We start from the raw sequence: 22640 nt of genomic DNA, 5'->3' as shown, positions 1-22640 counted from the left end.
AAACCCGGTAAGCCGGGTTTTTTATTGAGCAATTTATTGCGGCGAAGTATCCAGTGGTTCTGGCGTCGGGACCGGTACGGTCTCGACGTTGTCCACGTCCTTCTGGATCTGATCGAGCAACGAGCCTGGCTTGACCGGTTTTTCCGGTTTCGGCTGCTCGGCATTCTGGGTTGGGTCGGTCACCGTAGTGCCGCTGTCCTGGCCCATAATGGCCTCGTCGCGGCTCACGCCGGGCATGAAATCGCCCGACAGGCTGACAAGTTGGTCATTGGCGTTGAAGATAACGCTGATGCGTTCCTGTTGGCGTTCACCACCACCTGGTTGCAGGCTGTACAAATAATCCCAGCGATCGGCATGGAACGTGTCGGTCAGCAGAGGGTTACCCATGATAAACCGTACTTGCCGACGGGTCATTCCCGGGCGTAACTGGTCTATCATGTCCTGCGTGACGACATTGCCCTGCTGGATGTCGATTTTGTAAACCCCGGGGAATGAACAACCGGCGAGTGCGAGCAGTCCCACAAAGGTGAAACTGGTTAGCAAGAGCTTGGTGTTTTGCATCGGTGGGCGACTTCCACTATCTTGGCTGGGACAACGTAAACGCCGATCATACCCGCATTAAGAGAAGCTGCGAAGCAGCATCGCGAGAAAGCTGACCATGGTTGAAAATAGCGAACTACGCAAAGCCGGCCTCAAAGTGACCCTGCCACGGGTCAAAATTCTGCAGATGCTCGATTCCGCCGAGCAACGCCACATGAGTGCCGAGGATGTCTACAAGGCGCTTATGGAAGCTGGCGAGGACGTCGGTCTGGCCACGGTTTACCGTGTCCTGACTCAGTTCGAGGCGGCGGGGCTGGTGGCTCGTCACAATTTCGATGGCGGTCATGCGGTCTTTGAATTGGCCGATGGGGAACATCACGACCACATGGTGGACGTGGAAACCCGTGAGGTCGTCGAATTCACTTGTCCGGCAATCGAAAAGCGCCAAAAGGAAATTGCTGAAGAGCATGGCTTCGAGTTGATCGATCACCATCTCGTCTTGCATGTGCGCAAGAGAAAGCCGGTTTAAAGCTGTTGAAACGCAAAAAGGCGACCCCAGGGTCGCCTTTTTGCGTTTGGGCTGTTCAGATTTTTGCCGCGACGACCATTTTTTTCGCGTGAGCCAGGGACTCCTTGGTGAGGTCGATGCCGCCCAGCATCCGTGCCACTTCTTCCACGCGCTCGTTCTTGTTCAGCTTGGACACGGCGGTGCGAGTGGCGTCCTCGTCACGCACCTTGTGCACAAATAAATGCTGGTGTCCTTGGGCTGCGACCTGGGGCAGGTGAGTCACTGTCAGCACTTGGCCGCGCTCCCCGAGTCGACGCAGCAACTGGCCGACAATTTCCGCCGTAGGGCCGCCAATGCCCACGTCCACTTCGTCGAATACCAGCGTCGGCACACGCGAGGTCTGTGCCGTGATAACCTGGATGGCCAGGCTGATTCGTGACAACTCGCCGCCGGAGGCGACTTTGGCCAGGGCCTTGAGCGGTTGGCCAGGGTTGGCGCTGACCAGCAACTCCACCTGCTCCAGCCCGTTGGGCTGAAGCTCGTCCCCCGCGTTGGGGTGCAGCTCGATGGTGAAGCGCCCGCCGGGCATGCCCAGGCGCTGGATTTCCTGCTCAACGGCACTGGCCAGCCCGGTCGCGGCCTGCTGACGCAGCTCACTGAGCTCCCTGGCTTTTTCCTGATAATGACGAGCATAGGACGCCAGCTCGTCTCCCAGGCGCTCAATGGATTCGTCGTTGGCGTTCAGGGTTTCCAGCTCTTCAAGCAGGCGCTGCTGCAGTTCGGCGACATCGGTTGGCTGGACGCGATGCTTGCGCGCCAGCGTATAGATAGTGTCCAGGCGTTCTTCCAGATATTGCAGGCGCGCCGGGTCGGCGTCGAAATGATCCAGAAACCGGTTCAGTTCCCCGACAGCCTCCTCGACCTGGATCTGTGCGCTCGTGAGCAGATTGGTCGCTTCGCTCAGGGCGCCTACCGAATTGTTGACGCTGGACAGCCGGTTCAGGCTGGCGGTCAGCGCATTGAGCACGTTCCCCGAGTCGCTTTCACTGCATTGCTCGACCACTTGCCGGCAAATGCCCAGCAGGGTTTCGGCATTGGTGAGGTTCTTGTGTTCCTGTTCCAGTTCCGCCAGCTCGTTTTCACCCAGGGCCAGGTTCTCCAGCTCTTCGAGCTGATAACTCAGCAACTGGTGGCGGGCACGTTGTTCGTCGCCGGAGTTGGAGAGGCGATCCAGTTCCTGGCGGGTCTGGCGCCATCGCTGGGCGGCCAGTTGAACCTGGCGGGCCAGATCGGTGGCGCCGGCGTATTCGTCGAGCAGGCGGCGATGGGTCTCGGTCTTGAGCAGGGACTGGTGTTCATGCTGGCTGTGAATGTCGATCAGCAGCTCGCCCAGGGCCTTGAGGTCGCCGAGGGGGCAGGGCGTACCGTTGATGTAACCCCGGGAGCGGCCTTCGGCGGTGATGACCCGGCGCAATATGCACAGGCCGTCGGTATCCAGGTCACGTTCCGCCAGCCAGGCGCTGGCCTCGGGGATGTCGATCAGGTCGAAGGTGGCCAGGATGTCGGCTTTGTCCGCACCGGGGCGTACCACGCCGCTGTCGGCGCGATCACCCAGCGTCAGGCCCAGGGCGTCGAGCATGATCGATTTGCCGGCACCGGTTTCACCGGTGATCACACTCATGCCCCGATCGAGTTCGAGGTCGAGGTGTTCGACGATGGCGTAGTTGTGTACGGACAGGTGCACCAGCATAAAGGCCGCTCCCAGGCTTAGGTCTGGTTATTTATACAGTGTTTTGTTTCGGCCTGACAATGCCTTCGCTTAGCTCGATTTGCTTGGGTGGAAGACTTTCTTAGCGCCGGGAGGAATGAATATGCAGGGGTTTTTTGTAAGGTTAATTCGTCGGACCGCCCTTGAAGCTGGAAAACACGGCCCCATATACCGGGGCAGAAGCGCGAGTTGAGCTCGCGGACGAAGTTGAAAGGAGAAATCTATGGCTGACGAACAGACGCAGGACACGCAAAATCTAGACGCCAATCAGGCTCCCCAGGATTCGGGTGACGACCTGGCGGCACGTGTACAAGTGCTCGAAGAGCAACTGGCCGGTGCGCAGGATCAGGCGCTGCGTGTAGCCGCCGACCTGCAGAATGTCCGCCGTCGCGCCGAGCAAGATGTTGAAAAAGCTCATAAATTCGCCCTGGAGCGGTTCGCAGGCGACCTGTTGCCGATCATCGACAGTCTGGAGCGCGGCCTGGAGCTGTCCAATCCGGACGACGAAAACATTCGTCCGATGCGTGAAGGCATCGAGCTGACCCTGAAGATGTTCCAGGACACGCTCAAGCGCTATCAGCTTGAAGCCATTGATCCGCATGGCGAGCCCTTCAATGCCGAGCACCATCAGGCCATGGCGATGCAGGAAAGTGCGGAAGTCGAGCCCAACAGCGTATTGAAGGTTTTCCAGAAGGGCTACCTGCTCAACGGTCGCTTGCTGCGCCCGGCCATGGTTGTGGTCAGCAAGACGCCGGCGCCGGTTTCGCCTTCTATTGATGAGCAGGCTTGAAATTTAGCGCAGCGGCCCCATTTAGAAGTCAAGCGTTTAAGTGCTACCGCAGTTAGCCACCACTGCTGCGGCAACAAAATCCAAGTTCCGGGAGAGTTAACATGGGCAAGATTATCGGTATCGACCTGGGGACCACCAACTCGTGCGTCTCCGTGCTGGAAAACGGCAAGGCCAAAGTAATTGAAAACGCTGAAGGCGCGCGTACTACGCCGTCGATCATCGCGTACGCCAACGATGGCGAAATTCTGGTTGGCCAGTCGGCCAAGCGTCAGGCAGTGACCAATCCGCATAACACCCTCTACGCGGTGAAGCGTCTGATCGGTCGCAAGTTCGACGAAGAAGTCGTTCAGAAAGACATCAAGATGGTGCCTTACAAAATCGCCAAGGCTGACAATGGCGACGCGTGGGTTGAAGTGAACGGCCAGAAAATGGCGCCGCCACAGATCTCGGCGGAAATCCTGAAGAAAATGAAGAAAACCGCCGAAGACTATCTCGGCGAAGCGGTGACCGAAGCGGTCATCACTGTTCCGGCCTACTTCAACGACAGCCAGCGTCAGGCGACCAAAGACGCCGGCCGCATCGCGGGCCTGGACGTCAAGCGCATCATCAACGAACCAACCGCGGCCGCTCTGGCTTACGGTATGGACAAGGCCAAGGGCGATCACACCGTGATCGTTTATGACCTGGGTGGCGGTACCTTCGACGTCTCCGTGATCGAGATCGCTGAAGTCGATGGTGAGCACCAGTTCGAAGTACTGGCCACCAACGGTGACACCTTCCTCGGTGGTGAGGACTTCGACATTCGTCTGATCGACTACCTCGTCGACGAATTCAAGAAAGAAAGCGGCATGAACCTCAAGGGTGACCCGCTGGCCATGCAGCGTCTGAAAGAAGCTGCCGAAAAAGCCAAGATCGAGCTGTCCTCGAGCCAGTCGACCGACGTGAACCTGCCGTACATCACTGCAGATGCCACGGGGCCGAAGCACCTGAACGTGAAAATCTCCCGCGCCAAGCTCGAAGCGCTGGTGGAAGACCTGGTTCAGCGCACCATCGAACCTTGCCGCATTGCAATGAAGGACGCCGGTATCGACGTTGGCTCGATCAACGACGTGATCCTGGTCGGCGGCCAGACCCGTATGCCGCTGGTTCAGAAACTGGTGACCGATTTCTTCGGTAAAGAAGCGCGTAAAGACGTGAACCCGGACGAAGCCGTTGCCATGGGTGCCGCCATCCAGGGTGCTGTTCTGGCCGGTGACGTGAAAGACGTTCTGCTGCTCGACGTCAGCCCGCTGACCCTGGGTATCGAAACCATGGGTGGCGTGATGACTGCGCTGATCGAGAAAAACACTACGATTCCTACCAAGAAATCCCAAGTGTTCTCGACCGCCGATGACAACCAGAACGCCGTGACCATTCACGTGCTGCAGGGTGAGCGCAAGCAAGCCGCGCAGAACAAGTCCCTGGGCAAGTTCGACCTGGCCGAGATTCCGCCAGCTCCACGTGGCGTGCCACAAATCGAAGTGACCTTCGACATCGACGCCAACGGCATCCTGCACGTTGGTGCGAAAGACAAGGCCACCGGCAAGACCCAGTCGATCGTGATCAAGGCCAACTCCGGTCTGTCCGAGGAAGAAATTCAGCAGATGGTTCGCGATGCTGAAGTCAACGCCGAAGAAGATCGCAAGTTCGAAGAGCTGGCCAGTGCCCGCAACCAGGGTGATGCCTTGGTGCACTCGACTCGCAAGATGGTCGCTGATGCTGGCGATAAAGTGACCGCTGAAGAGAAAACCGCCATCGAGGCAGCTGTGGTTGCCCTTGAAGCGGCTGTCAAAGGTGACGACAAGGCGGCCATCGAGGCGAAGATCGAAGAACTGTCCAAGGTCTCCGCTCCAGTGGCTCAGAAGATGTACGCCGAGCAGGCTCAGCCGGCTGAAGGCGCAGCGCAGCAAGGCGAGTCGGCCGAAAAAGCCGATGATGTCGTTGATGCCGAGTTCGAAGAAGTGAAAGACCACAAGTAATCGCTTGTTGGTCGGCCGGTTGACTGCATTTGTGCGGTGACTGGTAGGATGTCGCCGCGCGGGAGCTTGCTCCCGCGTTGGCGTGTCTGGAGTCAGTGAATTTTTACAGCATGCGACAGCGTTCGGATGCTGGCGGCGTGATCGGGAATGCTCCTGCTTTCCGAGCGAGAGACGCCGCGTTTTGGCCGGTTCCCTGGCTGAAAGATGTGGGTTTGTACGAATCGTCGCTCAGCCACTTTTCGTACAGGGCCCAAGACCAGGATCGTTGAATTGACGTGAGTTGGGTCCGGGCCTGTATTGGGGCTCAACGAGTTTGGCAAGGTTCAGGAGAGGTTTGCCGGACGTCCTATAAGAGTGCAAAGACTAATGGCAAAGCGTGACTATTACGAAGTATTGGGTGTCGAGCGTGGTTCAAGCGACGCGGACCTGAAAAAGGCCTACCGTCGTCTGGCAATGAAGCACCACCCGGACCGTAATCCCGACGACAAAGCGTCGGAAGAGTTGTTCAAGGAAGCCAACGAGGCTTACGAAGTACTGTCCGATTCCAGCAAGCGTGCGGCTTACGACCAGTACGGTCATGCCGGTGTCGACCCGAGCATGGGCGGCGGCGGTGCCGGTTTTGGCGGGCAGAACTTTTCCGATATTTTTGGCGACGTGTTCAGCGACTTCTTCGGTGGTGGTCGCGGTGGTGCTCGTGGTGGCGCCCAGCGTGGCAGCGATTTGCGCTACACGCTGGAGTTGAACCTGGAAGAGGCGGTGCGCGGTACCACCGTCAACATCCGCGTTCCCACGCTGGTCAATTGCAAGCCGTGTGACGGTTCGGGCGCCAAGAAGGGCTCCTCGCCCGTCACCTGTCCGACTTGCGGCGGCATCGGTCAGGTGCGCATGCAACAGGGTTTCTTCTCTGTGCAGCAGACCTGTCCGCGTTGCCATGGCCAGGGCAAGATCATTTCCGATCCGTGCGATTCCTGCCACGGCGAAGGGCGCGTCGAAGAGTACAAGACGCTGTCGGTGAAAGTGCCGGCCGGTGTCGATACCGGTGACCGCATCCGTTTGTCTGGTGAAGGCGAGGCGGGTGCCCAGGGCGGTCCGACTGGCGACCTGTACGTGGTCATCAATGTGCGTGAGCACGCGATCTTCCAGCGCGACGGCAAGCATTTGTTCTGCGAAGTGCCGATCAGTTTCGTCGATGCGGCCTTGGGCGGTGAGCTTGAGATCCCGACCCTCGATGGTCGCGTGAAGCTGAAAATTCCCGAGGGCACGCAAACCGGCAAGCAGTTCCGGATTCGCGGCAAGGGTGTTGCACCGGTGCGTGGCGGCGGTGCGGGTGACCTGATGTGCCGTGTTGCGGTGGAGACTCCGGTCAATCTGAGTCGGCGTCAGCGCGAATTGCTGGAAGAGTTCCGCAGCTCGCTGGCGGACGATAACAGCCATTCCCCGAAAACTACCGGTTGGTTCGAAGGCGTGAAGCGCTTCTTCGGCGATCTGTAAGGAGCTCGCATGCGACGTATAGCTGTGATGGGCGCTGCCGGGCGCATGGGCAAGGCGTTGGTCGAGGCGGTGCAGCAGCGCTCGCCGCTCTCGGGCCTGACAGCCGCTATCGTCCGGCCCGACAGTACGCTGGTCGGTGCTGATGCGGGCGAGCTGGCCTCCCTGGGGCGTATCGGGGTGCCGATGTCCGGTGGCCTGGAAAAGGTCTTGGATGAGTTCGATGTCCTGATCGATTTCACCCTGCCGCAAGTGATGCTGAAAAATCTGGCCATTTGCCGCAAGCATGGCAAGGCCATGGTCATTGGCACGACCGGGCTGGATGCTGCGCAAAAGCAGTTACTGGCCGAGGCTGGCAACGATATTCCGATCGTTTTTGCGGCGAACTTCAGCGTGGGTGTGAATCTGTCGTTGAAGCTGCTGGAGATGACGGCTCGGGTTCTGGGTGACGATGCGGATATCGAAATCATCGAGGCTCACCACCGACACAAGATCGACGCGCCTTCGGGCACGGCCCTGCGCATGGGTGAAGTGATTGCCGATACCTTGGGTCGCGATCTGCAGAAGGTGGCCGTCTACGGACGCGAAGGGCATACCGGTGCCCGTGAGCGCGACACCATCGGTTTCGCCACGGTTCGTGGTGGGGATGTGGTGGGGGATCACACCGTGCTGTTCGCCACAGAGGGCGAGCGTCTGGAGATCACTCACAAGGCGTCAAGCCGCATGACCTTCGCCAAGGGTGCGGTGCGTGCCGCGTTGTGGCTGGATGGCCGCCCGGCTGGTCTGTACGACATGCAGGATGTTCTCGACCTGCGTTGATGTTTCGGTGTGCTGTCTGGCAAACCTTTTGCCAGACGCAGCGCCCGAAAGCGGGGTTCAGGTTATACTGAGCCCCGTTTTACACCGCCTCGCGACGACCTGTCGCATTCCCCTGCCTTTAAGGCTCATTAGCGGTGGACCAAAAAAGCCTTTTTCTGTAAGCTACAGCTTTAGTGTGTCCACTAAAAGCGCGCAGAATAATTCAGTGAACAAGCGGGGTGACGTGTCCATACGTCACTCCGCTTTTTTACAACCTGCGATCGCCCTTTCAGGCTTTATTTACGGGAGGTCTTCTTGACTAAGCCAGCCATACTCGCCCTTGCTGATGGCAGCATTTTTCGCGGCGAAGCCATTGGAGCCGACGGCCAGACCGTTGGTGAGGTGGTGTTTAACACCGCAATGACCGGCTATCAGGAAATTCTTACCGATCCTTCCTACGCCCAGCAAATCGTTACTTTGACTTACCCGCACATCGGCAACACCGGCACCACGCCGCAAGATGCCGAGTCCGATCGTGTCTGGTCCGCCGGCCTGGTCATCCGTGATCTGCCGCTGGTAGCGAGCAACTGGCGTAACACCATGTCCCTGTCCGACTACCTGAAAGCCAACAACGTTGTGGCAATCGCCGGTATCGACACCCGTCGCCTGACCCGCATCCTTCGCGAGAAGGGCGCGCAGAACGGCTGCATCATGGCTGGTGACAACATCACTGAAGAAGCCGCCATCGCCGCTGCCCAGGGCTTCCCTGGCCTTAAAGGCATGGATCTGGCGAAAGTCGTCAGCACCAAGAAGCAGTATGAGTGGCGCTCCACGGTCTGGGACTTGAAGACCGACAGCCACGCGACGATCGAAGCTTCCGAGCTGCCGTACCACGTGGTTGCGTACGACTACGGCGTCAAGCTGAACATCCTGCGCATGCTCGTGGAGCGTGGTTGCCGCGTGACCGTGGTGCCGGCGCAAACCCCAGCGGCAGATGTCCTGGCCCTCAATCCTGACGGCGTGTTCCTGTCCAACGGCCCGGGTGATCCCGAGCCTTGCGACTACGCGATCCAGGCGATCAAGGACGTGCTGGAAACCGAGATCCCGGTGTTCGGCATCTGCCTCGGTCATCAGTTGCTGGCCCTCGCTTCGGGCGCCAAGACCTTGAAAATGGGGCACGGCCACCACGGTGCCAACCACCCGGTCCAGGACCTGGATACTGGCGTGGTAATGATCACCAGCCAGAACCACGGCTTTGCGGTGGATGAGGCGACCCTGCCGGCAAACGTGCGGGCGATCCACAAGTCGCTGTTCGACGGCACGCTGCAAGGCATCGAGCGTACCGACAAGAGCGCATTCAGCTTCCAGGGCCACCCTGAAGCGAGCCCTGGCCCGAACGATGTAGCGCCGCTGTTCGATCGCTTCATCACCGAGATGGCCAAGCGACGCTGACCGCGTGAAGCCTGAGGGCGGCCCCGAAACCGGTGGTCCCCTTGGGCGCTGCAAAGATTGTTCGACGGCCTAGCCGACTGACCTGCGGATTTGAGTGACAAACCCATGCCAAAACGTACAGACATAAAAAGCATCCTGATTCTCGGCGCTGGCCCGATCGTGATCGGCCAGGCCTGCGAATTCGACTACTCCGGCGCCCAGGCCTGCAAAGCCCTGCGCGAAGAGGGCTATCGCGTCATCCTGGTGAACTCCAACCCGGCCACCATCATGACCGACCCGGCCATGGCCGACGCCACCTACATCGAGCCGATCAAGTGGCAGACCGTTGCCAAGATCATCGAGAAGGAGCGCCCGGACGCACTGCTGCCGACCATGGGTGGCCAGACTGCATTGAACTGCGCCCTGGACCTGGAGCGTGAAGGCGTCCTGGAGAAGTTCGGTGTGGAAATGATCGGCGCCAACGCCGACACCATCGACAAGGCCGAAGACCGTTCGCGCTTCGACAAGGCGATGAAATCCATCGGCCTGGACTGCCCACGCTCGGGCATCGCCCACAGCATGGAAGAAGCCAACGCCGTCCTGGAGCGCCTCGGCTTCCCGTGCATCATCCGTCCGTCCTTCACCATGGGCGGCACCGGTGGCGGCATCGCTTACAACCGTGAAGAATTCGAAGAAATCTGTGCCCGTGGTCTGGATCTGTCGCCGACCAAAGAGCTGCTGATCGACGAATCCCTGATCGGCTGGAAAGAATATGAAATGGAAGTTGTCCGCGACAAAAAGGACAACTGCATCATCGTCTGCTCCATCGAAAACTTCGACCCGATGGGCGTGCACACCGGTGACTCCATCACCGTCGCACCCGCCCAGACGCTGACTGACAAGGAATACCAGATCCTGCGGAACGCCTCCCTGGCGGTACTGCGCGAGATCGGCGTGGAAACCGGCGGCTCCAACGTCCAGTTCGGCATCTGCCCGAACACCGGTCGCATGGTGGTCATCGAGATGAACCCGCGGGTATCCCGTTCCTCGGCCCTGGCTTCGAAAGCCACCGGCTTCCCGATCGCCAAGGTCGCGGCCAAACTGGCTGTGGGTTACACCCTGGACGAACTGTCGAACGACATCACCGGTGGCAAGACCCCGGCGTCTTTCGAGCCGTCCATCGACTACGTCGTCACCAAGCTGCCACGTTTCGCCTTCGAGAAATTCGCCAAGGCCGACGCCCGCCTGACCACTCAGATGAAGTCGGTCGGTGAAGTCATGGCCATCGGCCGGACCTTCCAGGAATCCCTGCAGAAGGCTCTTCGCGGTCTGGAAGTAGGTGTTTGCGGCCTTGATCCGAAGCTGGACCTCAGCCACCCGGACGCCATGAGCGAGCTCAAGCGTGAGCTGACCGTGCCGGGCGCCGAGCGGATCTGGTACGTGGCGGACGCCTTCCGTGCCGGCATGACTGTCGAGCAGATCTTCGGCATGAACATGATCGACCCTTGGTTCCTGGTGCAGATCGAAGATCTGATCAAGGAAGAGGAGAAGGTCAAGACCCTGGGCATGTCCAGCATTGACCACGACACGATGTTCCGCCTCAAGCGCAAGGGCTTCTCCGACATGCGCCTGGCAAAACTGCTGGGTGTGACCGAGAAGAGTCTGCGCAGTCATCGCCACAAGCTTGAAGTGTTCCCGGTCTACAAGCGCGTGGACACTTGCGCCGCCGAATTCGCCACCGACACTGCTTACCTGTACTCCACGTACGAAGAAGAGTGTGAAGCCGCGCCGTCGACGCGTGACAAGATCATGATCCTGGGTGGCGGTCCTAACCGGATCGGCCAGGGCATCGAGTTCGACTACTGCTGCGTGCACGCGGCACTGGCCCTGCGCGACGACGGGTACGAGACCATCATGGTCAACTGCAACCCGGAAACCGTGTCCACCGACTACGACACCTCTGATCGCCTGTATTTCGAACCAGTGACCCTGGAAGACGTGCTGGAAATCGTCCGTGTCGAGAAGCCAAAAGGCGTGATCGTCCAGTACGGTGGCCAGACCCCTCTGAAACTGGCGCGTGCCCTTGAAGCGGCCGGTGTGCCGATCATCGGGACCAGTCCGGATGCCATCGACCGTGCCGAAGACCGTGAGCGCTTCCAACAGATGGTTGAGCGTCTGAACCTGCGTCAGCCGCCTAACGCTACCGTGCGCAGCGAAGACGAAGCGATTCGCGCCGCCGCCAAGATCGGTTACCCGCTGGTGGTGCGGCCATCCTATGTACTGGGCGGTCGGGCGATGGAAATCGTTTACCAGGAAGACGAACTCAAGCGCTACCTGCGCGAAGCGGTTCAGGTGTCCAACGACAGCCCGGTGCTGCTGGACCACTTCCTCAACTGCGCCATCGAAATGGACGTGGATGCGGTCTGTGACGGCAAGGACGTGGTGATCGGCGCGATCATGCAGCACATCGAGCAGGCCGGTGTTCACTCCGGTGACTCCGCTTGTTCGCTGCCGCCTTATTCGTTGCCGGCCCACATCCAGGACGAAATGCGCGAGCAGGTCAAGAAAATGGCCCTGGAGCTGGGCGTGGTCGGCCTGATGAACGTGCAACTGGCCCTGCAGGGCGAGGACATCTACGTCATCGAAGTCAACCCGCGCGCGTCCCGTACCGTACCGTTCGTCTCCAAGTGCATCGGTGTGTCCCTGGCGATGATCGCTGCACGGGTCATGGCCGGTAAGACCCTGAAAGAGCTGAACTTCACCAAGGAAATCATTCCGAACTTCTACAGCGTCAAAGAAGCGGTGTTCCCGTTCGCCAAGTTCCCTGGCGTGGACCCGATCCTTGGCCCTGAAATGAAGTCCACCGGCGAAGTCATGGGCGTGGGCGATACCTTCGGCGAAGCTTTTGCCAAGGCCCAGATGGGCGCCAGCGAAGTTCTGCCAACTGGCGGCACGGCGTTCATCAGCGTGCGTGATGACGACAAGCCGCTGGTTGCAGGCGTGGCCCGTGATCTGATCAACTTGGGCTTCGAAGTGGTCGCCACTGCCGGTACCGCCAAGCTGATCGAGGCGGCTGGCTTGAAGGTGCGCCGCGTGAACAAGGTGACCGAGGGGCGTCCGCACGTGGTCGACATGATCAAGAATGACGAAGTCACGCTGATCATCAACACCACCGAAGGTCGCCAGTCGATCGCCGATTCGTATTCCATTCGTCGCAACGCGCTGCAGCACAAGATCTACTGCACCACGACCATTGCTGCGGGCGAAGCTATCTGCGAAGCGCTCAAGTTCGGTCCCGAGAAGACCGTGCGTCGCTTGCAGGATCTACATGCAGGATTGAAGGCATGAGCATAACCAAGTACCCGATGACGGTTCAGGGCGCGAAGGCTCTGGAAGAAGAACACGCTTTCCTGACCAAGGTCGAGCGTCCGCGCTTGAGCCAGGCGATTGGCGAAGCGCGTGAGCTGGGCGATCTCAAGGAAAACGCCGAATACCACGCTGCCCGCGAGGAGCAGGGTATGGTCGAGGCGCGAGTCCGTGATATCGAAGGTCGCATGCAGAATGCAGTGATCATCGATGTCACGACGATCCCGCACACTGGCAAGGTCATTTTCGGCACCACAGTGGAAATCGCCAACGTTGAGACTGATGAAAGCGTCACTTACCAGATCGTTGGTGAGGACGAGGCGGACATCAAGCTTGGCAAGATTTCCGTCGGCTCCCCCATTGCGCGCGCCTTGATTGCCAAGGAAGAGGGCGATGTAGTGGTTGTGAAGACGCCGGGTGGTGTCATCGAGTATGAGATTGTCGAAGTCCGTCACATCTGAGCGAAGGCGTCCGCTGCGAGCCGGCGCCATGATCTGGCAGCTCACCCAGATGTTGTGGGTGGGCGGCGTCTGGTTGTTGCACGTCGGTTTGCTGCCGGTGCTGGGTCGAATCGGCCTGGCACCGCTGCTCATCGATGAAATCGCAGCTATGCTGACGTCGCTTCTGGTGGGTTTTTCCTCGGCATGCGTAGTGTTTCAGGCTTTGGTGCTGGTTCAGGCCGAGGGCCTTGACAGTCTATGGCGCGACATTCGTGGGCAGTTGCTGCTCATGTCGTTGTATGCGTGCGGGATGTTTCTTGCTGTACGTCTCGGCTGGCCGGATGCGAGCCTGTGGCAGGTATTCAGCTACCTGGTGCTGGGTTTTTCCGGGTTGGTGCTGGTGTTGCAACCGGTACCCGGATGGAGCAGCAGGGTGCGCGAAGCACACCCTTGACCCTTTGGCATTACTTGAAGCGGTGAACGTTCGACAGTTGCTTGTTGACGCTGAAATTCTTGCGATAAATCAGTGCCATCTTGCCGATGACCTGCACCAGGTCTGCCTTGCCGGTCTTGCACAGTTCGGCAACGGCAGCCAGGCGGGCTTCGCGATCGAGAATATTGAGCTTGATCTTGATAAGCTCATGATCGCCCAAGGCGCGTTCCAGCTCAGCTAGAACACCTTCAGTCAAACCGTTGTCAGCCACAGTCAAAACCGGTTTCAGATGGTGGCCAATGGATTTGTATTGTTTCTTCTGCTCTTGAGTGAGCGGCATAATCTGACCCCTGCGTCTGATCTTGTAAAAAGCGGCGGCCAGTTTACCCGAGCGAGTCCGGGACCGCCCAGTTAATCACGACCCGTTTTATTTTTTAGAGGTGGCCCGTGGCCCGTTCCAAGACTAGCCAGAACTGGCTCAGAGAGCATTTCAACGATCCGTACGTCAAAATGGCGCAAAAAGACGGCTATCGTTCTCGTGCCAGCTATAAATTGCTCGAAATCCAGGAAAAGGATCGTCTGATCCGTCCTGGCATGACCGTGATCGACCTTGGCGCCGCGCCGGGGGGATGGTCTCAGGTGACCAGTCGTCTGATCGGCGGTCAGGGGCGATTGATTGCTTCCGACATCCTGGAAATGGACAGCATCCCCGACGTGACCTTCATCCAGGGCGATTTCACCGAAGACGCCGTGCTGGCGCAGATTCTCGAGGCTGTCGGAAATACGCAGGTTGACCTTGTGATTTCCGATATGGCCCCCAATATGAGTGGATTGGCGGCTGTCGACATGCCTCGAGCAATGTTCCTCAGCGAGCTGGCCCTGGATCTTGCCGGGCGGGTGTTGCGCCCAGGTGGTGATTTTTTGATCAAGGTCTTCCAGGGTGAAGGTTTTGATGAGTACCACAAGGGGATGCGCAAGCTGTTCGACAAAGTGCAGATGCGCAAGCCATTGTCGTCGCGCGATCGCTCTCGTGAGCAGTATCTGCTGGCGCGGGGCTTCCGGGGAATTGAAGGCGCAGCCAGTGATGAGCGTCTTTGATAAAGGCCGATAGTTTTTTTTGTCTCGCCTTGCAAGAGCCGTGTTACGAAAATTACGCGGTCAGAGTTTCACAAAGGGTTACAGACGGCGCCTGCCAGAGTCGTAGGTAATGTAGTAAGTTAGGCCGGTGAATATCATGCGAAGCGCGCGCCAGTAGCGGAGCTTGCTTCAGAGGGTAGTTAATTGAACGATATGGCAAAGAATCTGATCCTGTGGTTGATCATCGCCGCTGTCCTTGTGACCGTGATGAACAACTTCTCCAGCCCTAACGAGCCGCAAACCCTCAACTATTCCGACTTCATCCAGCAAGTCAAGGATGGCAAGGTCGAGCGCGTTGCCGTCGATGGTTATGTGATTACCGGCAAGCGCACCGATGGTGACAGCTTCAAGACCATTCGTCCGGCGATTCAGGACAACGGCCTCATCGGCGACCTGGTGGACAATCATGTCGTGGTCGAAGGCAAGCAGCCTGAGCAGCAGAGCATCTGGACCCAGCTTCTGGTGGCCAGCTTCCCGATCCTGGTGATCATCGCGGTGTTCATGTTCTTCATGCGCCAGATGCAGGGCGGTGCCGGTGGCAAGGGTGGGCCGATGAGTTTCGGCAAAAGCAAGGCCCGACTGCTCTCCGAAGACCAGGTGAAAACCACCCTGGCCGACGTCGCCGGGTGCGATGAGGCCAAGGAAGAGGTCGGCGAGCTGGTTGAATTCCTGCGTGATCCGGGCAAGTTCCAGCGCCTGGGCGGCCGTATCCCACGCGGCGTGCTGATGGTTGGTCCTCCGGGTACCGGTAAAACCTTGCTGGCCAAGGCGATTGCCGGCGAAGCCAAAGTGCCGTTCTTCACGATCTCCGGTTCCGACTTCGTGGAAATGTTCGTCGGTGTGGGCGCCAGTCGTGTGCGTGACATGTTCGAACAGGCCAAGAAACATGCGCCTTGCATCATCTTCATCGACGAAATCGACGCTGTCGGTCGCCATCGTGGTGCCGGCATGGGTGGTGGTCACGACGAGCGCGAGCAGACCCTCAACCAGTTGCTGGTCGAGATGGACGGTTTCGAAATGAATGACGGCATCATCGTGATTGCCGCCACCAACCGCCCGGACGTGCTCGATCCTGCGCTGTTGCGTCCAGGCCGTTTCGACCGCCAGGTCGTGGTGGGGCTGCCGGACATTCGTGGTCGTGAACAGATCCTCAAGGTTCATATGCGCAAGGTGCCGATGGGTGACGACGTCGCTCCGGCAGTGATCGCTCGTGGTACACCGGGTTTTTCCGGTGCCGACCTTGCGAACCTGGTCAACGAGGCGTCGCTGTTCGCTGCTCGTACCGGCAAGCGTGTCGTTGAGATGAAAGAGTTCGAACTGGCCAAAGACAAGATCATGATGGGCGCGGAGCGCAAATCCATGGTCATGTCCGAGAAAGAAAAGCAGAACACGGCGTACCACGAGGCGGGTCACGCGATCGTTGGTCGTGTGGTGCCCGAACATGACCCGGTCTACAAGGTCTCGATCATTCCGCGCGGTCGTGCCTTGGGTGTGACCATGTTCCTGCCGGAAGAAGATCGTTACAGCCTGTCCAAGCGTGCGCTGATCAGCCAGATCTGTTCGCTCTACGGCGGCCGTATTGCCGAAGAAATGACACTGGGCTTTGACGGTGTAACCACCGGCGCGTCCAACGACATCATGCGTGCCAGCCAGATCGCTCGGAACATGGTCACCAAGTGGGGCCTGTCCGAAAAACTGGGTCCACTGATGTACGCCGAAGAAGAGGGTGAAGTGTTCCTCGGTCGTGGTGGCGGTGGCCAGCACGCAAGCTTCTCTGGCGAGACGGCAAAGCTGATCGACTCTGAAGTGCGCAGCATCATCGACCAGTGCTATGGCACCGCCAAGCAGATCCTCACGGATAACCGTGACAAGCTCGACGCCATGGCTGATGCCCTGATGAAGTATGAAACCATTGATGCCGAGCAGATCGACGACATCATGGCAGGTCGCGAGCCTCGCGAGCCTCGTGACTGGTCGGGCGGCGGCACCGGTACGTCCGGTACGCCTCCGGCGGTACAGGGCGAGCGTCCGGAGACACCGATTGGCGGTCCGGCTGCTGACGTTTAAGGCTTGAAATGACTTCTGTTCAGTCCTCAGCCCGGTTGCCTTGCGGCAACCGGGTTCTTGATTTGTCCCATGTCCATGTCATGGGCATTCTCAATGTCACTCCCGATTCCTTTTCCGATGGCGGTCGATTCAGTCAGCTTGATGCTGCGTTGCGGCATGCCGAGGCTTTGGTCGCCGCCGGCGCGACGCTGATCGATGTCGGCGGTGAGTCGACCCGGCCAGGCGCGCGGGCAGTCTCGCCCACCGAAGAGCTGGAGCGTGTGGCGCCGATTGTCGAGCGCATCCACCGTGAGCTTGATGTCATAATCTCGGTGGATACATCCACGCCTGCGGTCATGCGTGAGTCTGCGCGGCTTGGAGCGGGGTTGATCAACGACGTTCGCGCCTTGCGGCGCGATGGTGCCCTGGATGCCGCAGCGGCTACGGGGTTGCCGGTGTGTCTGATGCATATGCTGGGCGAGCCCGGAACGATGCAGGACGACCCGCACTATCATGATGTGACCAGGGAAGTCGGAGAGTTTTTGGTGGAGCGCCTGGATCAATGTGCCGCCGCAGGTATTCCTGCGCAGCGGATCATTCTTGATCCCGGGTTCGGCTTTGCCAAGACGCTGGCTCACAACCTGAGCCTGTTCAAACATATGGAAGCCTTGCATGCCCTGGGGCGGCCCCTGTTGGTCGGGGTTTCGCGAAAGAGCATGATAGGCAATGCCCTGGGTCGTCCCGTGGGGGAGCGCCTGTACGGCGGTCTTGCGCTGGCGGCCCTGGCTATTACAAAAGGCGCACGCATATTGCGGGTGCATGATGTGGCCGAAACGATGGATGTTGTGCGGATGATCGCAGCAGTGGATTCAGCCGAATAAGAATGACGGAGCACTTATGAGCAAGAAATACTTTGGCACCGACGGTATTCGTGGTCGGGTCGGCGAATACCCCATTACCCCTGATTTCATGCTCAAGCTCGGCTGGGCTGCCGGTATGGCGTTCCGCAAGATGGGCGCCTGCAAAGTGCTGGTTGGCAAGGACACGCGAATTTCCGGCTACATGTTCGAATCGGCGCTCGAGGCCGGCCTGACTTCGGCGGGCGCCGATGTGATGCTGCTCGGTCCGATGCCGACGCCGGCCATTGCCTACCTGACGCGTACGTTCCAGGCCCAGGCAGGCATCGTGATCAGTGCTTCACACAACCCGCATGATGACAACGGCATCAAGTTCTTCTCCGGCCAGGGTACCAAGCTGCCGGATGATATCGAGCTGATGATCGAAGAGCTGCTGGACGCGCCGATGACTGTGGTTGAGTCGAGCAAGATCGGTAAAGTGTCGCGGATCAACGATGCGTCAGGTCGTTATATCGAGTTTTGCAAAGGCAGCGTGCCCACCGGTACGAGCTTTTCGGGTCTGAAAATCGTCGTCGATTGTGCTCATGGTGCGACCTATAAAGTCGCGCCAAGCGTATTTCGCGAATTGGGAGCAGAGGTTGTCGTGCTCTCCGCCCAGCCTAACGGGCTGAACATCAACCACAACTGTGGCTCCACTCATACCGAGGCGCTGCAAGCGGCCGTGCTGGCCGAGCAGGCTGATCTCGGGATTGCCTTTGATGGTGACGGTGACCGGGTTCTGATGGTTGATCACACTGGCACTGTCGTCGATGGTGATGAGCTGCTGTTCATCATTGCTCGCGATCTGCACGGGCGCGGCAAGCTGCAGGGCGGCGTGGTGGGGACGTTGATGAGCAATCTCGGGCTCGAGTTGGCCCTGGCGGACCTGGATATTCCCTTCGTGCGGGCCAATGTCGGTGATCGCTATGTGATCTCGGAGCTGCTGGAGCGCAATTGGGTGATCGGGGGCGAGAACTCCGGGCATATCGTTTGTTTTGACCACACCACCACTGGCGATGCAATTATTGCTGCCTTGCAAGTACTGATGGCACTCAAGGCGCGCAATGAAGGGCTTGCGCAGTCGCGTCAGGCGTTGCGCAAATGCCCGCAGGTGCTGATTAATGTGCGTTTCGGCGGTGGTGCGAACCCTCTTGAGCATGCGACGGTCAAGCAAGCCAGCGAGCGCGTAACGCAGGCTATGGCTGGGCGGGGGCGCGTGCTATTGCGCAAGTCTGGTACCGAGCCGTTGGTGCGGGTCATGGTCGAAGGCGAGGATGAAGCACAGGTCCGCGGTTATGCTGAAGAGCTGGCGAAGCTTGTTAGTGAAGTTTCTGCCTGAATTCGGCTTGCCAGTCATCAATCGGTTGGGTAACATCTGCGCCCACTTTGACCGACGAGGTACAGCATGCGTCGCCCTATGGTAGCTGGTAACTGGAAGATGCACGGTACCCGCGCCAGCGTCGCTGAGCTGATCAAAGGCCTTCGTCATCTGGCCTTGTCAAGCGGTGTTGACGTCGCGGTATTCCCGCCTTGCCTGTATATCAATCAAGTGGTTGATGGTTTGAAAGGCAAGTCGATTGCGGTTGGTGCGCAGAATTCCGCGGTGGAATCCATGCAGGGCGCGTTGACCGGTGAAATTGCGCCGAGTCAGCTGGTGGATGCAGGTTGTTCCCTGGTTTTGGTCGGGCATTCCGAGCGCCGCATGATCATGGGCGAGCAGGACAAGACCTTGATCCGCAAGTTTGCTGCGGCCCAGGCCTGCGGTCTGACTCCGGTGTTGTGCATAGGGGAAACCCTTGTGCAGCGTGAAGCCGGCAAGACCCTTGAAGTTGTCGAGCGTCAGCTGGGCAGCATCATCGAGGAGCTGGGTGTCGGTGCTTTTGCAAAGGCGGTCATTGCTTACGAGCCGGTCTGGGCCATTGGGACCGGACTGACTGCTTCGCCGCAACAGGCGCAGGATGTGCACGCCGCCATCCGCGCGCAGTTGGCGGCAGAGAATTCTGAAGTGGCACGAGGTGTGCGGCTTCTATACGGCGGCAGCGTGAAGGCGGCCAATGCGGTCGAACTGTTCGGCATGCCGGATATCGATGGGGGGCTCATTGGTGGAGCGTCCCTGAATGCAGATGAGTTCGGTGCGATCTGTCGCGCCGCGGGAAACTGAAAAAATGCTGGAAACAGTCGTAGTCGTTTTTCATCTGCTGGGTGCATTGGGTGTAGTTGCCCTGGTATTGCTGCAGCAGGGTAAAGGTGCGGATGCTGGTGCGTCTTTCGGTGCAGGTGCTTCAAATACTGTGTTCGGAAGCCAAGGTTCCTCTACCTTTCTTAGTAAGTTTACTGCTATACTTGCCGCCGGTTTCTTCATAACCAGCTTGGGGTTAGGTTACTTTGCTAAAGAGAAGGCTCAAGAGCTGACTCAAGTAGGTTTGCCAAACCCAGCAGTGTTGGAAGTACCAAAGCAACAACCGGCTTCTGATGATGTACCGGTGCTTCAAGAGCAACAGTCGGCCAATCCGGCGACTGACGTGCCTCCAGCTCAAGAGCAGAAGTAAGAAGGTTTCAAACGCTGTATTGCCGAGGTGGTGGAATTGGTAGACACGCAACCTTGAGGTGGTTGTGCCCATAGGGTGTAGGGGTTCGAGTCCCCTTCTCGGTACCAATTATCAGGAGAGCCCGCGATTGCGGGCTTTCTTGTAGGTGGAAGGGTTACATTGACCCTGTAAGGGATCGGTCGTATACTTCCGCCCCAGCTTTGTCGCGGGATGGAGCAGTCTGGTAGCTCGTCGGGCTCATAACCCGAAGGTCGTCGGTTCAAATCCGGCTCCCGCAACCAGTTTCAGGGGCCCCTTCCAAGGGGCTTTTTGTTAGCTGGACACTTTATAACGCCGCTGTTCAACGGCGTTTCAGGGATGGGCTATTCGCCCATTTTTTTTTATTTGCACAGCATGCACAAACATGCACGAGGGGGTTCAGGTGTCGAGCAAGCTAGAACAGTTGCAGGCCTTGTTGGCCCCGGTGGTCGTGGCCCTTGGCTATGAATGCTGGGGTATTGAGTTTTCGGCTCAAGGTCGCCACTCACTGTTGCGCGTTTATATCGATAAGGAAGGCGGCGTATTGGTGGATGACTGCGCCATCGTCAGCCGTCAGATCAGCGGTGTATTGGATGTCGAAGATCCAATCACTTCCGAATACACCCTTGAAGTTTCCTCGCCTGGCATGGAACGCCCTCTGTTCACCCTTGAACAGTTCGCTTCGTTTGCCGGTGAACAAGTGAAGATCAAGCTGCGCTCGCCCTTCGAAGGTCGACGCAACTTTCAAGGCCTTCTGCGCGGTGTAGAAGAGCAGGATGTCGTGGTGCAGGTAGAAGACCATGAGTTCCTGTTGCCGATCGATATGATCGACAAGGCCAACATTATTCCCAGTTTTGACTGATACGTGCCAGATACTGCGGATCCCGCGGATCCAATGGCTTGCGAAAGGCGAGGCGTACGATGAGCAAAGAAGTACTGCTGGTTGTTGAGTCGGTATCCAATGAAAAGGGCGTACCGGCTAACGTTATTTTTGAAGCGCTGGAGCTGGCTCTGGCCACTGCTACCAAGAAGCGGTTTGAAGACGAAGTTGATTTGCGTGTGGAAATCAATCGCCACACCGGTGCCTATGAGACTTTCCGTCGCTGGACGGTCGTCGAAGAAGCCGACCTGGACGATCCGGCTATCGAAACCTGGCCAAGCAAGGTTGCAGAAACGCATCCTGGCGCCAAGGTAGGTGATGTAGTCGAAGAGAAGATCGAATCCATCGAGTTCGGTCGTATTGCTGCGCAGACCGCCAAGCAGGTCATTGTGCAGAAAGTTCGCGAAGCCGAGCGTGCGCAAGTCGTCGATGCTTATCGCGAGCGCCTGGGTGAAATCATCTCCGGCACCGTGAAGAAAGTCACCCGCGACAACGTGATTGTCGACCTGGGCAACAACGCTGAAGCGTTGCTGGCTCGTGAAGACATCATTTCTCGCGAAACTTTCCGGGTTGGCGTGCGTTTGCGTGCGCTGCTCAAGGAAATCCGCACCGAGAACCGGGGCCCGCAGCTGATCCTGTCGCGTACCGCGCCGGAAATGCTGATCGAGTTGTTCCGCATCGAAGTGCCGGAAATTGCTGAAGGCCTGATCGAAGTAATGGCCGCCTCCCGTGATCCGGGTTCGCGTGCCAAGATCGCGGTCCGCTCCAAGGACAAGCGCATCGACCCGCAAGGTGCCTGCATTGGCATGCGTGGTTCGCGTGTCCAGGCCGTATCCGGCGAGTTGGGCGGCGAGCGTGTGGATATCGTCCTGTGGGACGACAACCCGGCTCAGTTCGTGATCAACGCCATGTCGCCTGCTGAAGTGGCGGCAATTATCGTCGACGAAGATGCCCATGCAATGGACATCGCCGTTGGCGCAGACAATCTCGCTCAGGCCATCGGTCGCGGTGGTCAGAACGTGCGTCTGGCTAGCCAATTGACTGGCTGGACACTGAACGTGATGACCGAATCGGACATCCAGGCTAAGCAGCAAGCTGAAACCGGCGATATCCTGCGCAACTTCATCGAAGAGCTTGAAGTCGATGAAGAGCTGGCGCAGGTGCTGGTGGATGAAGGCTTTACCAGCCTGGAAGAGATTGCCTACGTACCGGTGGAGGAAATGCTCAACATCGACGGCTTTGACGAGGACATCGTCAACGAGCTTCGCGCTCGGGCCAAGGATCGTTTGTTGACCAAAGCCATCGCTACTGAGGAAAAGCTGGCAGACGCCCATCCGGCCGAAGACCTGCTCTCGCTTGAGGGCATGGACAAGGATTTGGCGATGGAACTGGCGGTGCGCGGCGTAATTACCCGCGAAGACCTGGCCGAGCAGTCTATTGACGATCTGCTCGACATCGACGGCATTGACGATGATCGTGCCGGCAAGTTGATCATGGCCGCCCGAGCCCACTGGTTCGAGTAATTAGGCGCGGC

At 58.6% G+C, this 22640-nt stretch carries 20 protein-coding genes and 2 tRNA genes; 19 read left to right on the top strand and 3 right to left on the bottom strand.

The genetic code is table 11. From position 1 onward, the window contains the following. Positions 1 to 33 precede the first annotated feature (33 nt). Positions 34 to 561: an outer membrane protein assembly factor BamE gene (locus GKKCFE_RS21975; RefSeq protein ID WP_047229070.1), complete on the bottom strand. Its 528-nt coding sequence runs from the start codon at positions 559 to 561 to the stop codon at positions 34 to 36. A gap of 97 nt (positions 562 to 658) precedes the next feature. Between GKKCFE_RS21975 and fur the strand changes: the two genes are divergently transcribed. Then, the gene (gene fur / locus GKKCFE_RS21970; RefSeq protein ID WP_076383526.1) at positions 659 to 1069 is read left to right on the top strand and encodes a ferric iron uptake transcriptional regulator; all 411 of its coding nucleotides are present in this window, start codon (positions 659 to 661) and stop codon (positions 1067 to 1069) included. A 55-nt stretch (positions 1070 to 1124) separates the two neighbouring features. Here the strand turns inward: fur and recN are convergent, their stop codons facing one another. Continuing rightward, on the bottom strand, positions 1125 to 2798 hold the full coding sequence (recN, locus tag GKKCFE_RS21965) for a DNA repair protein RecN (RefSeq protein ID WP_047229068.1): 1674 nt from the start codon (positions 2796 to 2798) through the stop codon (positions 1125 to 1127). Positions 2799 to 3039: 241 nt separating this feature from the next. Here recN and grpE point away from each other — a divergent pair, with 241 nt between their 5' ends. The 8 genes from grpE to GKKCFE_RS21925 all read left to right on the top strand — a co-directional run bounded on the left by grpE (position 3040) and on the right by GKKCFE_RS21925 (position 13601). Beyond that, on the top strand, positions 3040 to 3606 hold the full coding sequence (gene grpE / locus GKKCFE_RS21960; protein WP_445577079.1) for a nucleotide exchange factor GrpE: 567 nt from the start codon (positions 3040 to 3042) through the stop codon (positions 3604 to 3606). Positions 3607 to 3707: 101 nt separating this feature from the next. After that, positions 3708 to 5624 carry a molecular chaperone DnaK gene (gene dnaK / locus GKKCFE_RS21955; protein WP_047229066.1) on the top strand — a complete coding sequence of 639 codons (1917 nt, stop codon included), beginning with the start codon at positions 3708 to 3710 and terminating at the stop codon, positions 5622 to 5624. A 366-nt stretch (positions 5625 to 5990) separates the two neighbouring features. Continuing rightward, the gene (dnaJ, locus tag GKKCFE_RS21950; RefSeq protein ID WP_047229065.1) at positions 5991 to 7115 is read left to right on the top strand and encodes a molecular chaperone DnaJ; all 1125 of its coding nucleotides are present in this window, start codon (positions 5991 to 5993) and stop codon (positions 7113 to 7115) included. Between the two features lie 9 nt (positions 7116 to 7124). Continuing rightward, positions 7125 to 7931: a 4-hydroxy-tetrahydrodipicolinate reductase gene (gene dapB, locus GKKCFE_RS21945; protein ID WP_107321860.1), complete on the top strand. Its 807-nt coding sequence runs from the start codon at positions 7125 to 7127 to the stop codon at positions 7929 to 7931. A 294-nt stretch (positions 7932 to 8225) separates the two neighbouring features. Next, positions 8226 to 9362: a glutamine-hydrolyzing carbamoyl-phosphate synthase small subunit gene (gene carA / locus GKKCFE_RS21940; protein WP_047229063.1), complete on the top strand. Its 1137-nt coding sequence runs from the start codon at positions 8226 to 8228 to the stop codon at positions 9360 to 9362. 105 nt (positions 9363 to 9467) lie between these two features. Beyond that, a complete protein-coding gene (carB, locus tag GKKCFE_RS21935) occupies positions 9468 to 12689 on the top strand; it encodes a carbamoyl-phosphate synthase large subunit (RefSeq protein WP_047229062.1) in 3222 nt (1073 codons plus the stop codon). A gap of 2 nt (positions 12690 to 12691) precedes the next feature. Then, positions 12692 to 13168 carry a transcription elongation factor GreA gene (gene greA, locus GKKCFE_RS21930; protein WP_027911987.1) on the top strand — a complete coding sequence of 159 codons (477 nt, stop codon included), beginning with the start codon at positions 12692 to 12694 and terminating at the stop codon, positions 13166 to 13168. A gap of 28 nt (positions 13169 to 13196) precedes the next feature. After that, positions 13197 to 13601: a hypothetical protein gene (locus GKKCFE_RS21925; RefSeq protein WP_047229061.1), complete on the top strand. Its 405-nt coding sequence runs from the start codon at positions 13197 to 13199 to the stop codon at positions 13599 to 13601. A gap of 10 nt (positions 13602 to 13611) precedes the next feature. Here GKKCFE_RS21925 and GKKCFE_RS21920 read toward each other — a convergent pair whose 3' ends face one another. Continuing rightward, complete coding sequence (locus GKKCFE_RS21920) at positions 13612 to 13920, bottom strand: YhbY family RNA-binding protein (RefSeq protein WP_003177852.1); 309 nt, start codon at positions 13918 to 13920, stop codon at positions 13612 to 13614. Between the two features lie 107 nt (positions 13921 to 14027). Here GKKCFE_RS21920 and rlmE point away from each other — a divergent pair, with 107 nt between their 5' ends. From rlmE to nusA, 10 genes are all read left to right on the top strand, one after another. Next, complete coding sequence (gene rlmE / locus GKKCFE_RS21915; RefSeq protein WP_047229060.1) at positions 14028 to 14678, top strand: 23S rRNA (uridine(2552)-2'-O)-methyltransferase RlmE; 651 nt, start codon at positions 14028 to 14030, stop codon at positions 14676 to 14678. 192 nt (positions 14679 to 14870) lie between these two features. Continuing rightward, positions 14871 to 16784 carry an ATP-dependent zinc metalloprotease FtsH gene (gene ftsH, locus GKKCFE_RS21910; RefSeq protein WP_047229059.1) on the top strand — a complete coding sequence of 638 codons (1914 nt, stop codon included), beginning with the start codon at positions 14871 to 14873 and terminating at the stop codon, positions 16782 to 16784. A gap of 8 nt (positions 16785 to 16792) precedes the next feature. After that, positions 16793 to 17644, top strand: a complete 852-nt coding sequence (folP, locus tag GKKCFE_RS21905; protein WP_445577078.1) for a dihydropteroate synthase — start codon at positions 16793 to 16795, stop codon at positions 17642 to 17644. A 16-nt stretch (positions 17645 to 17660) separates the two neighbouring features. Continuing rightward, positions 17661 to 18998 (top strand): phosphoglucosamine mutase, encoded by a 1338-nt coding sequence (gene glmM / locus GKKCFE_RS21900; protein ID WP_139049106.1) that lies wholly within the window; start codon positions 17661 to 17663, stop codon positions 18996 to 18998. Positions 18999 to 19064: 66 nt separating this feature from the next. Further along, complete coding sequence (gene tpiA, locus GKKCFE_RS21895; RefSeq protein ID WP_107321863.1) at positions 19065 to 19820, top strand: triose-phosphate isomerase; 756 nt, start codon at positions 19065 to 19067, stop codon at positions 19818 to 19820. 4 nt (positions 19821 to 19824) lie between these two features. After that, positions 19825 to 20208: a preprotein translocase subunit SecG gene (secG, locus tag GKKCFE_RS21890; protein ID WP_047229055.1), complete on the top strand. Its 384-nt coding sequence runs from the start codon at positions 19825 to 19827 to the stop codon at positions 20206 to 20208. Between the two features lie 21 nt (positions 20209 to 20229). Then, a tRNA-Leu gene (locus tag GKKCFE_RS21885) sits at positions 20230 to 20315 on the top strand. A gap of 97 nt (positions 20316 to 20412) precedes the next feature. Next, positions 20413 to 20489: transfer RNA gene (locus GKKCFE_RS21880), tRNA-Met, on the top strand. Positions 20490 to 20629: 140 nt separating this feature from the next. Then, positions 20630 to 21088: a ribosome maturation factor RimP gene (gene rimP, locus GKKCFE_RS21875; RefSeq protein WP_025211790.1), complete on the top strand. Its 459-nt coding sequence runs from the start codon at positions 20630 to 20632 to the stop codon at positions 21086 to 21088. A gap of 59 nt (positions 21089 to 21147) precedes the next feature. Beyond that, positions 21148 to 22629 (top strand): transcription termination factor NusA, encoded by a 1482-nt coding sequence (gene nusA, locus GKKCFE_RS21870; RefSeq protein ID WP_047229054.1) that lies wholly within the window; start codon positions 21148 to 21150, stop codon positions 22627 to 22629. Positions 22630 to 22640: the final 11 nt, after the last annotated feature.

Source organism: Pseudomonas sp. E141 (genome assembly GCF_052659885.1).
The sequence above is the reverse complement of the archived record's forward strand: the minus strand, read 5'-3'. Positions and strand labels throughout refer to the sequence as shown.

What these genes read in the sequence shown, in the direction of transcription:
- GKKCFE_RS21975 (WP_047229070.1), bottom strand. Translation starts at nt 561, where the DNA reads ATGCAAAACACCAAGCTCTTGCTAACCAGTTTCACCTTTGTGGGACTG.
- secG (WP_047229055.1), top strand. Translation starts at nt 19,825, where the DNA reads ATGCTGGAAACAGTCGTAGTCGTTTTTCATCTGCTGGGTGCATTGGGT.
- carB (WP_047229062.1), top strand. Translation starts at nt 9,468, where the DNA reads ATGCCAAAACGTACAGACATAAAAAGCATCCTGATTCTCGGCGCTGGC.
- grpE (WP_445577079.1), top strand. Translation starts at nt 3,040, where the DNA reads ATGGCTGACGAACAGACGCAGGACACGCAAAATCTAGACGCCAATCAG.
- nusA (WP_047229054.1), top strand. Translation starts at nt 21,148, where the DNA reads ATGAGCAAAGAAGTACTGCTGGTTGTTGAGTCGGTATCCAATGAAAAG.
- tpiA (WP_107321863.1), top strand. Translation starts at nt 19,065, where the DNA reads ATGCGTCGCCCTATGGTAGCTGGTAACTGGAAGATGCACGGTACCCGC.
- folP (WP_445577078.1), top strand. Translation starts at nt 16,793, where the DNA reads ATGACTTCTGTTCAGTCCTCAGCCCGGTTGCCTTGCGGCAACCGGGTT.
- ftsH (WP_047229059.1), top strand. Translation starts at nt 14,871, where the DNA reads ATGGCAAAGAATCTGATCCTGTGGTTGATCATCGCCGCTGTCCTTGTG.
- fur (WP_076383526.1), top strand. Translation starts at nt 659, where the DNA reads ATGGTTGAAAATAGCGAACTACGCAAAGCCGGCCTCAAAGTGACCCTG.
- glmM (WP_139049106.1), top strand. Translation starts at nt 17,661, where the DNA reads ATGAGCAAGAAATACTTTGGCACCGACGGTATTCGTGGTCGGGTCGGC.
- dnaK (WP_047229066.1), top strand. Translation starts at nt 3,708, where the DNA reads ATGGGCAAGATTATCGGTATCGACCTGGGGACCACCAACTCGTGCGTC.
- dapB (WP_107321860.1), top strand. Translation starts at nt 7,125, where the DNA reads ATGCGACGTATAGCTGTGATGGGCGCTGCCGGGCGCATGGGCAAGGCG.
- GKKCFE_RS21920 (WP_003177852.1), bottom strand. Translation starts at nt 13,920, where the DNA reads ATGCCGCTCACTCAAGAGCAGAAGAAACAATACAAATCCATTGGCCAC.
- recN (WP_047229068.1), bottom strand. Translation starts at nt 2,798, where the DNA reads ATGCTGGTGCACCTGTCCGTACACAACTACGCCATCGTCGAACACCTC.
- GKKCFE_RS21925 (WP_047229061.1), top strand. Translation starts at nt 13,197, where the DNA reads ATGATCTGGCAGCTCACCCAGATGTTGTGGGTGGGCGGCGTCTGGTTG.
- dnaJ (WP_047229065.1), top strand. Translation starts at nt 5,991, where the DNA reads ATGGCAAAGCGTGACTATTACGAAGTATTGGGTGTCGAGCGTGGTTCA.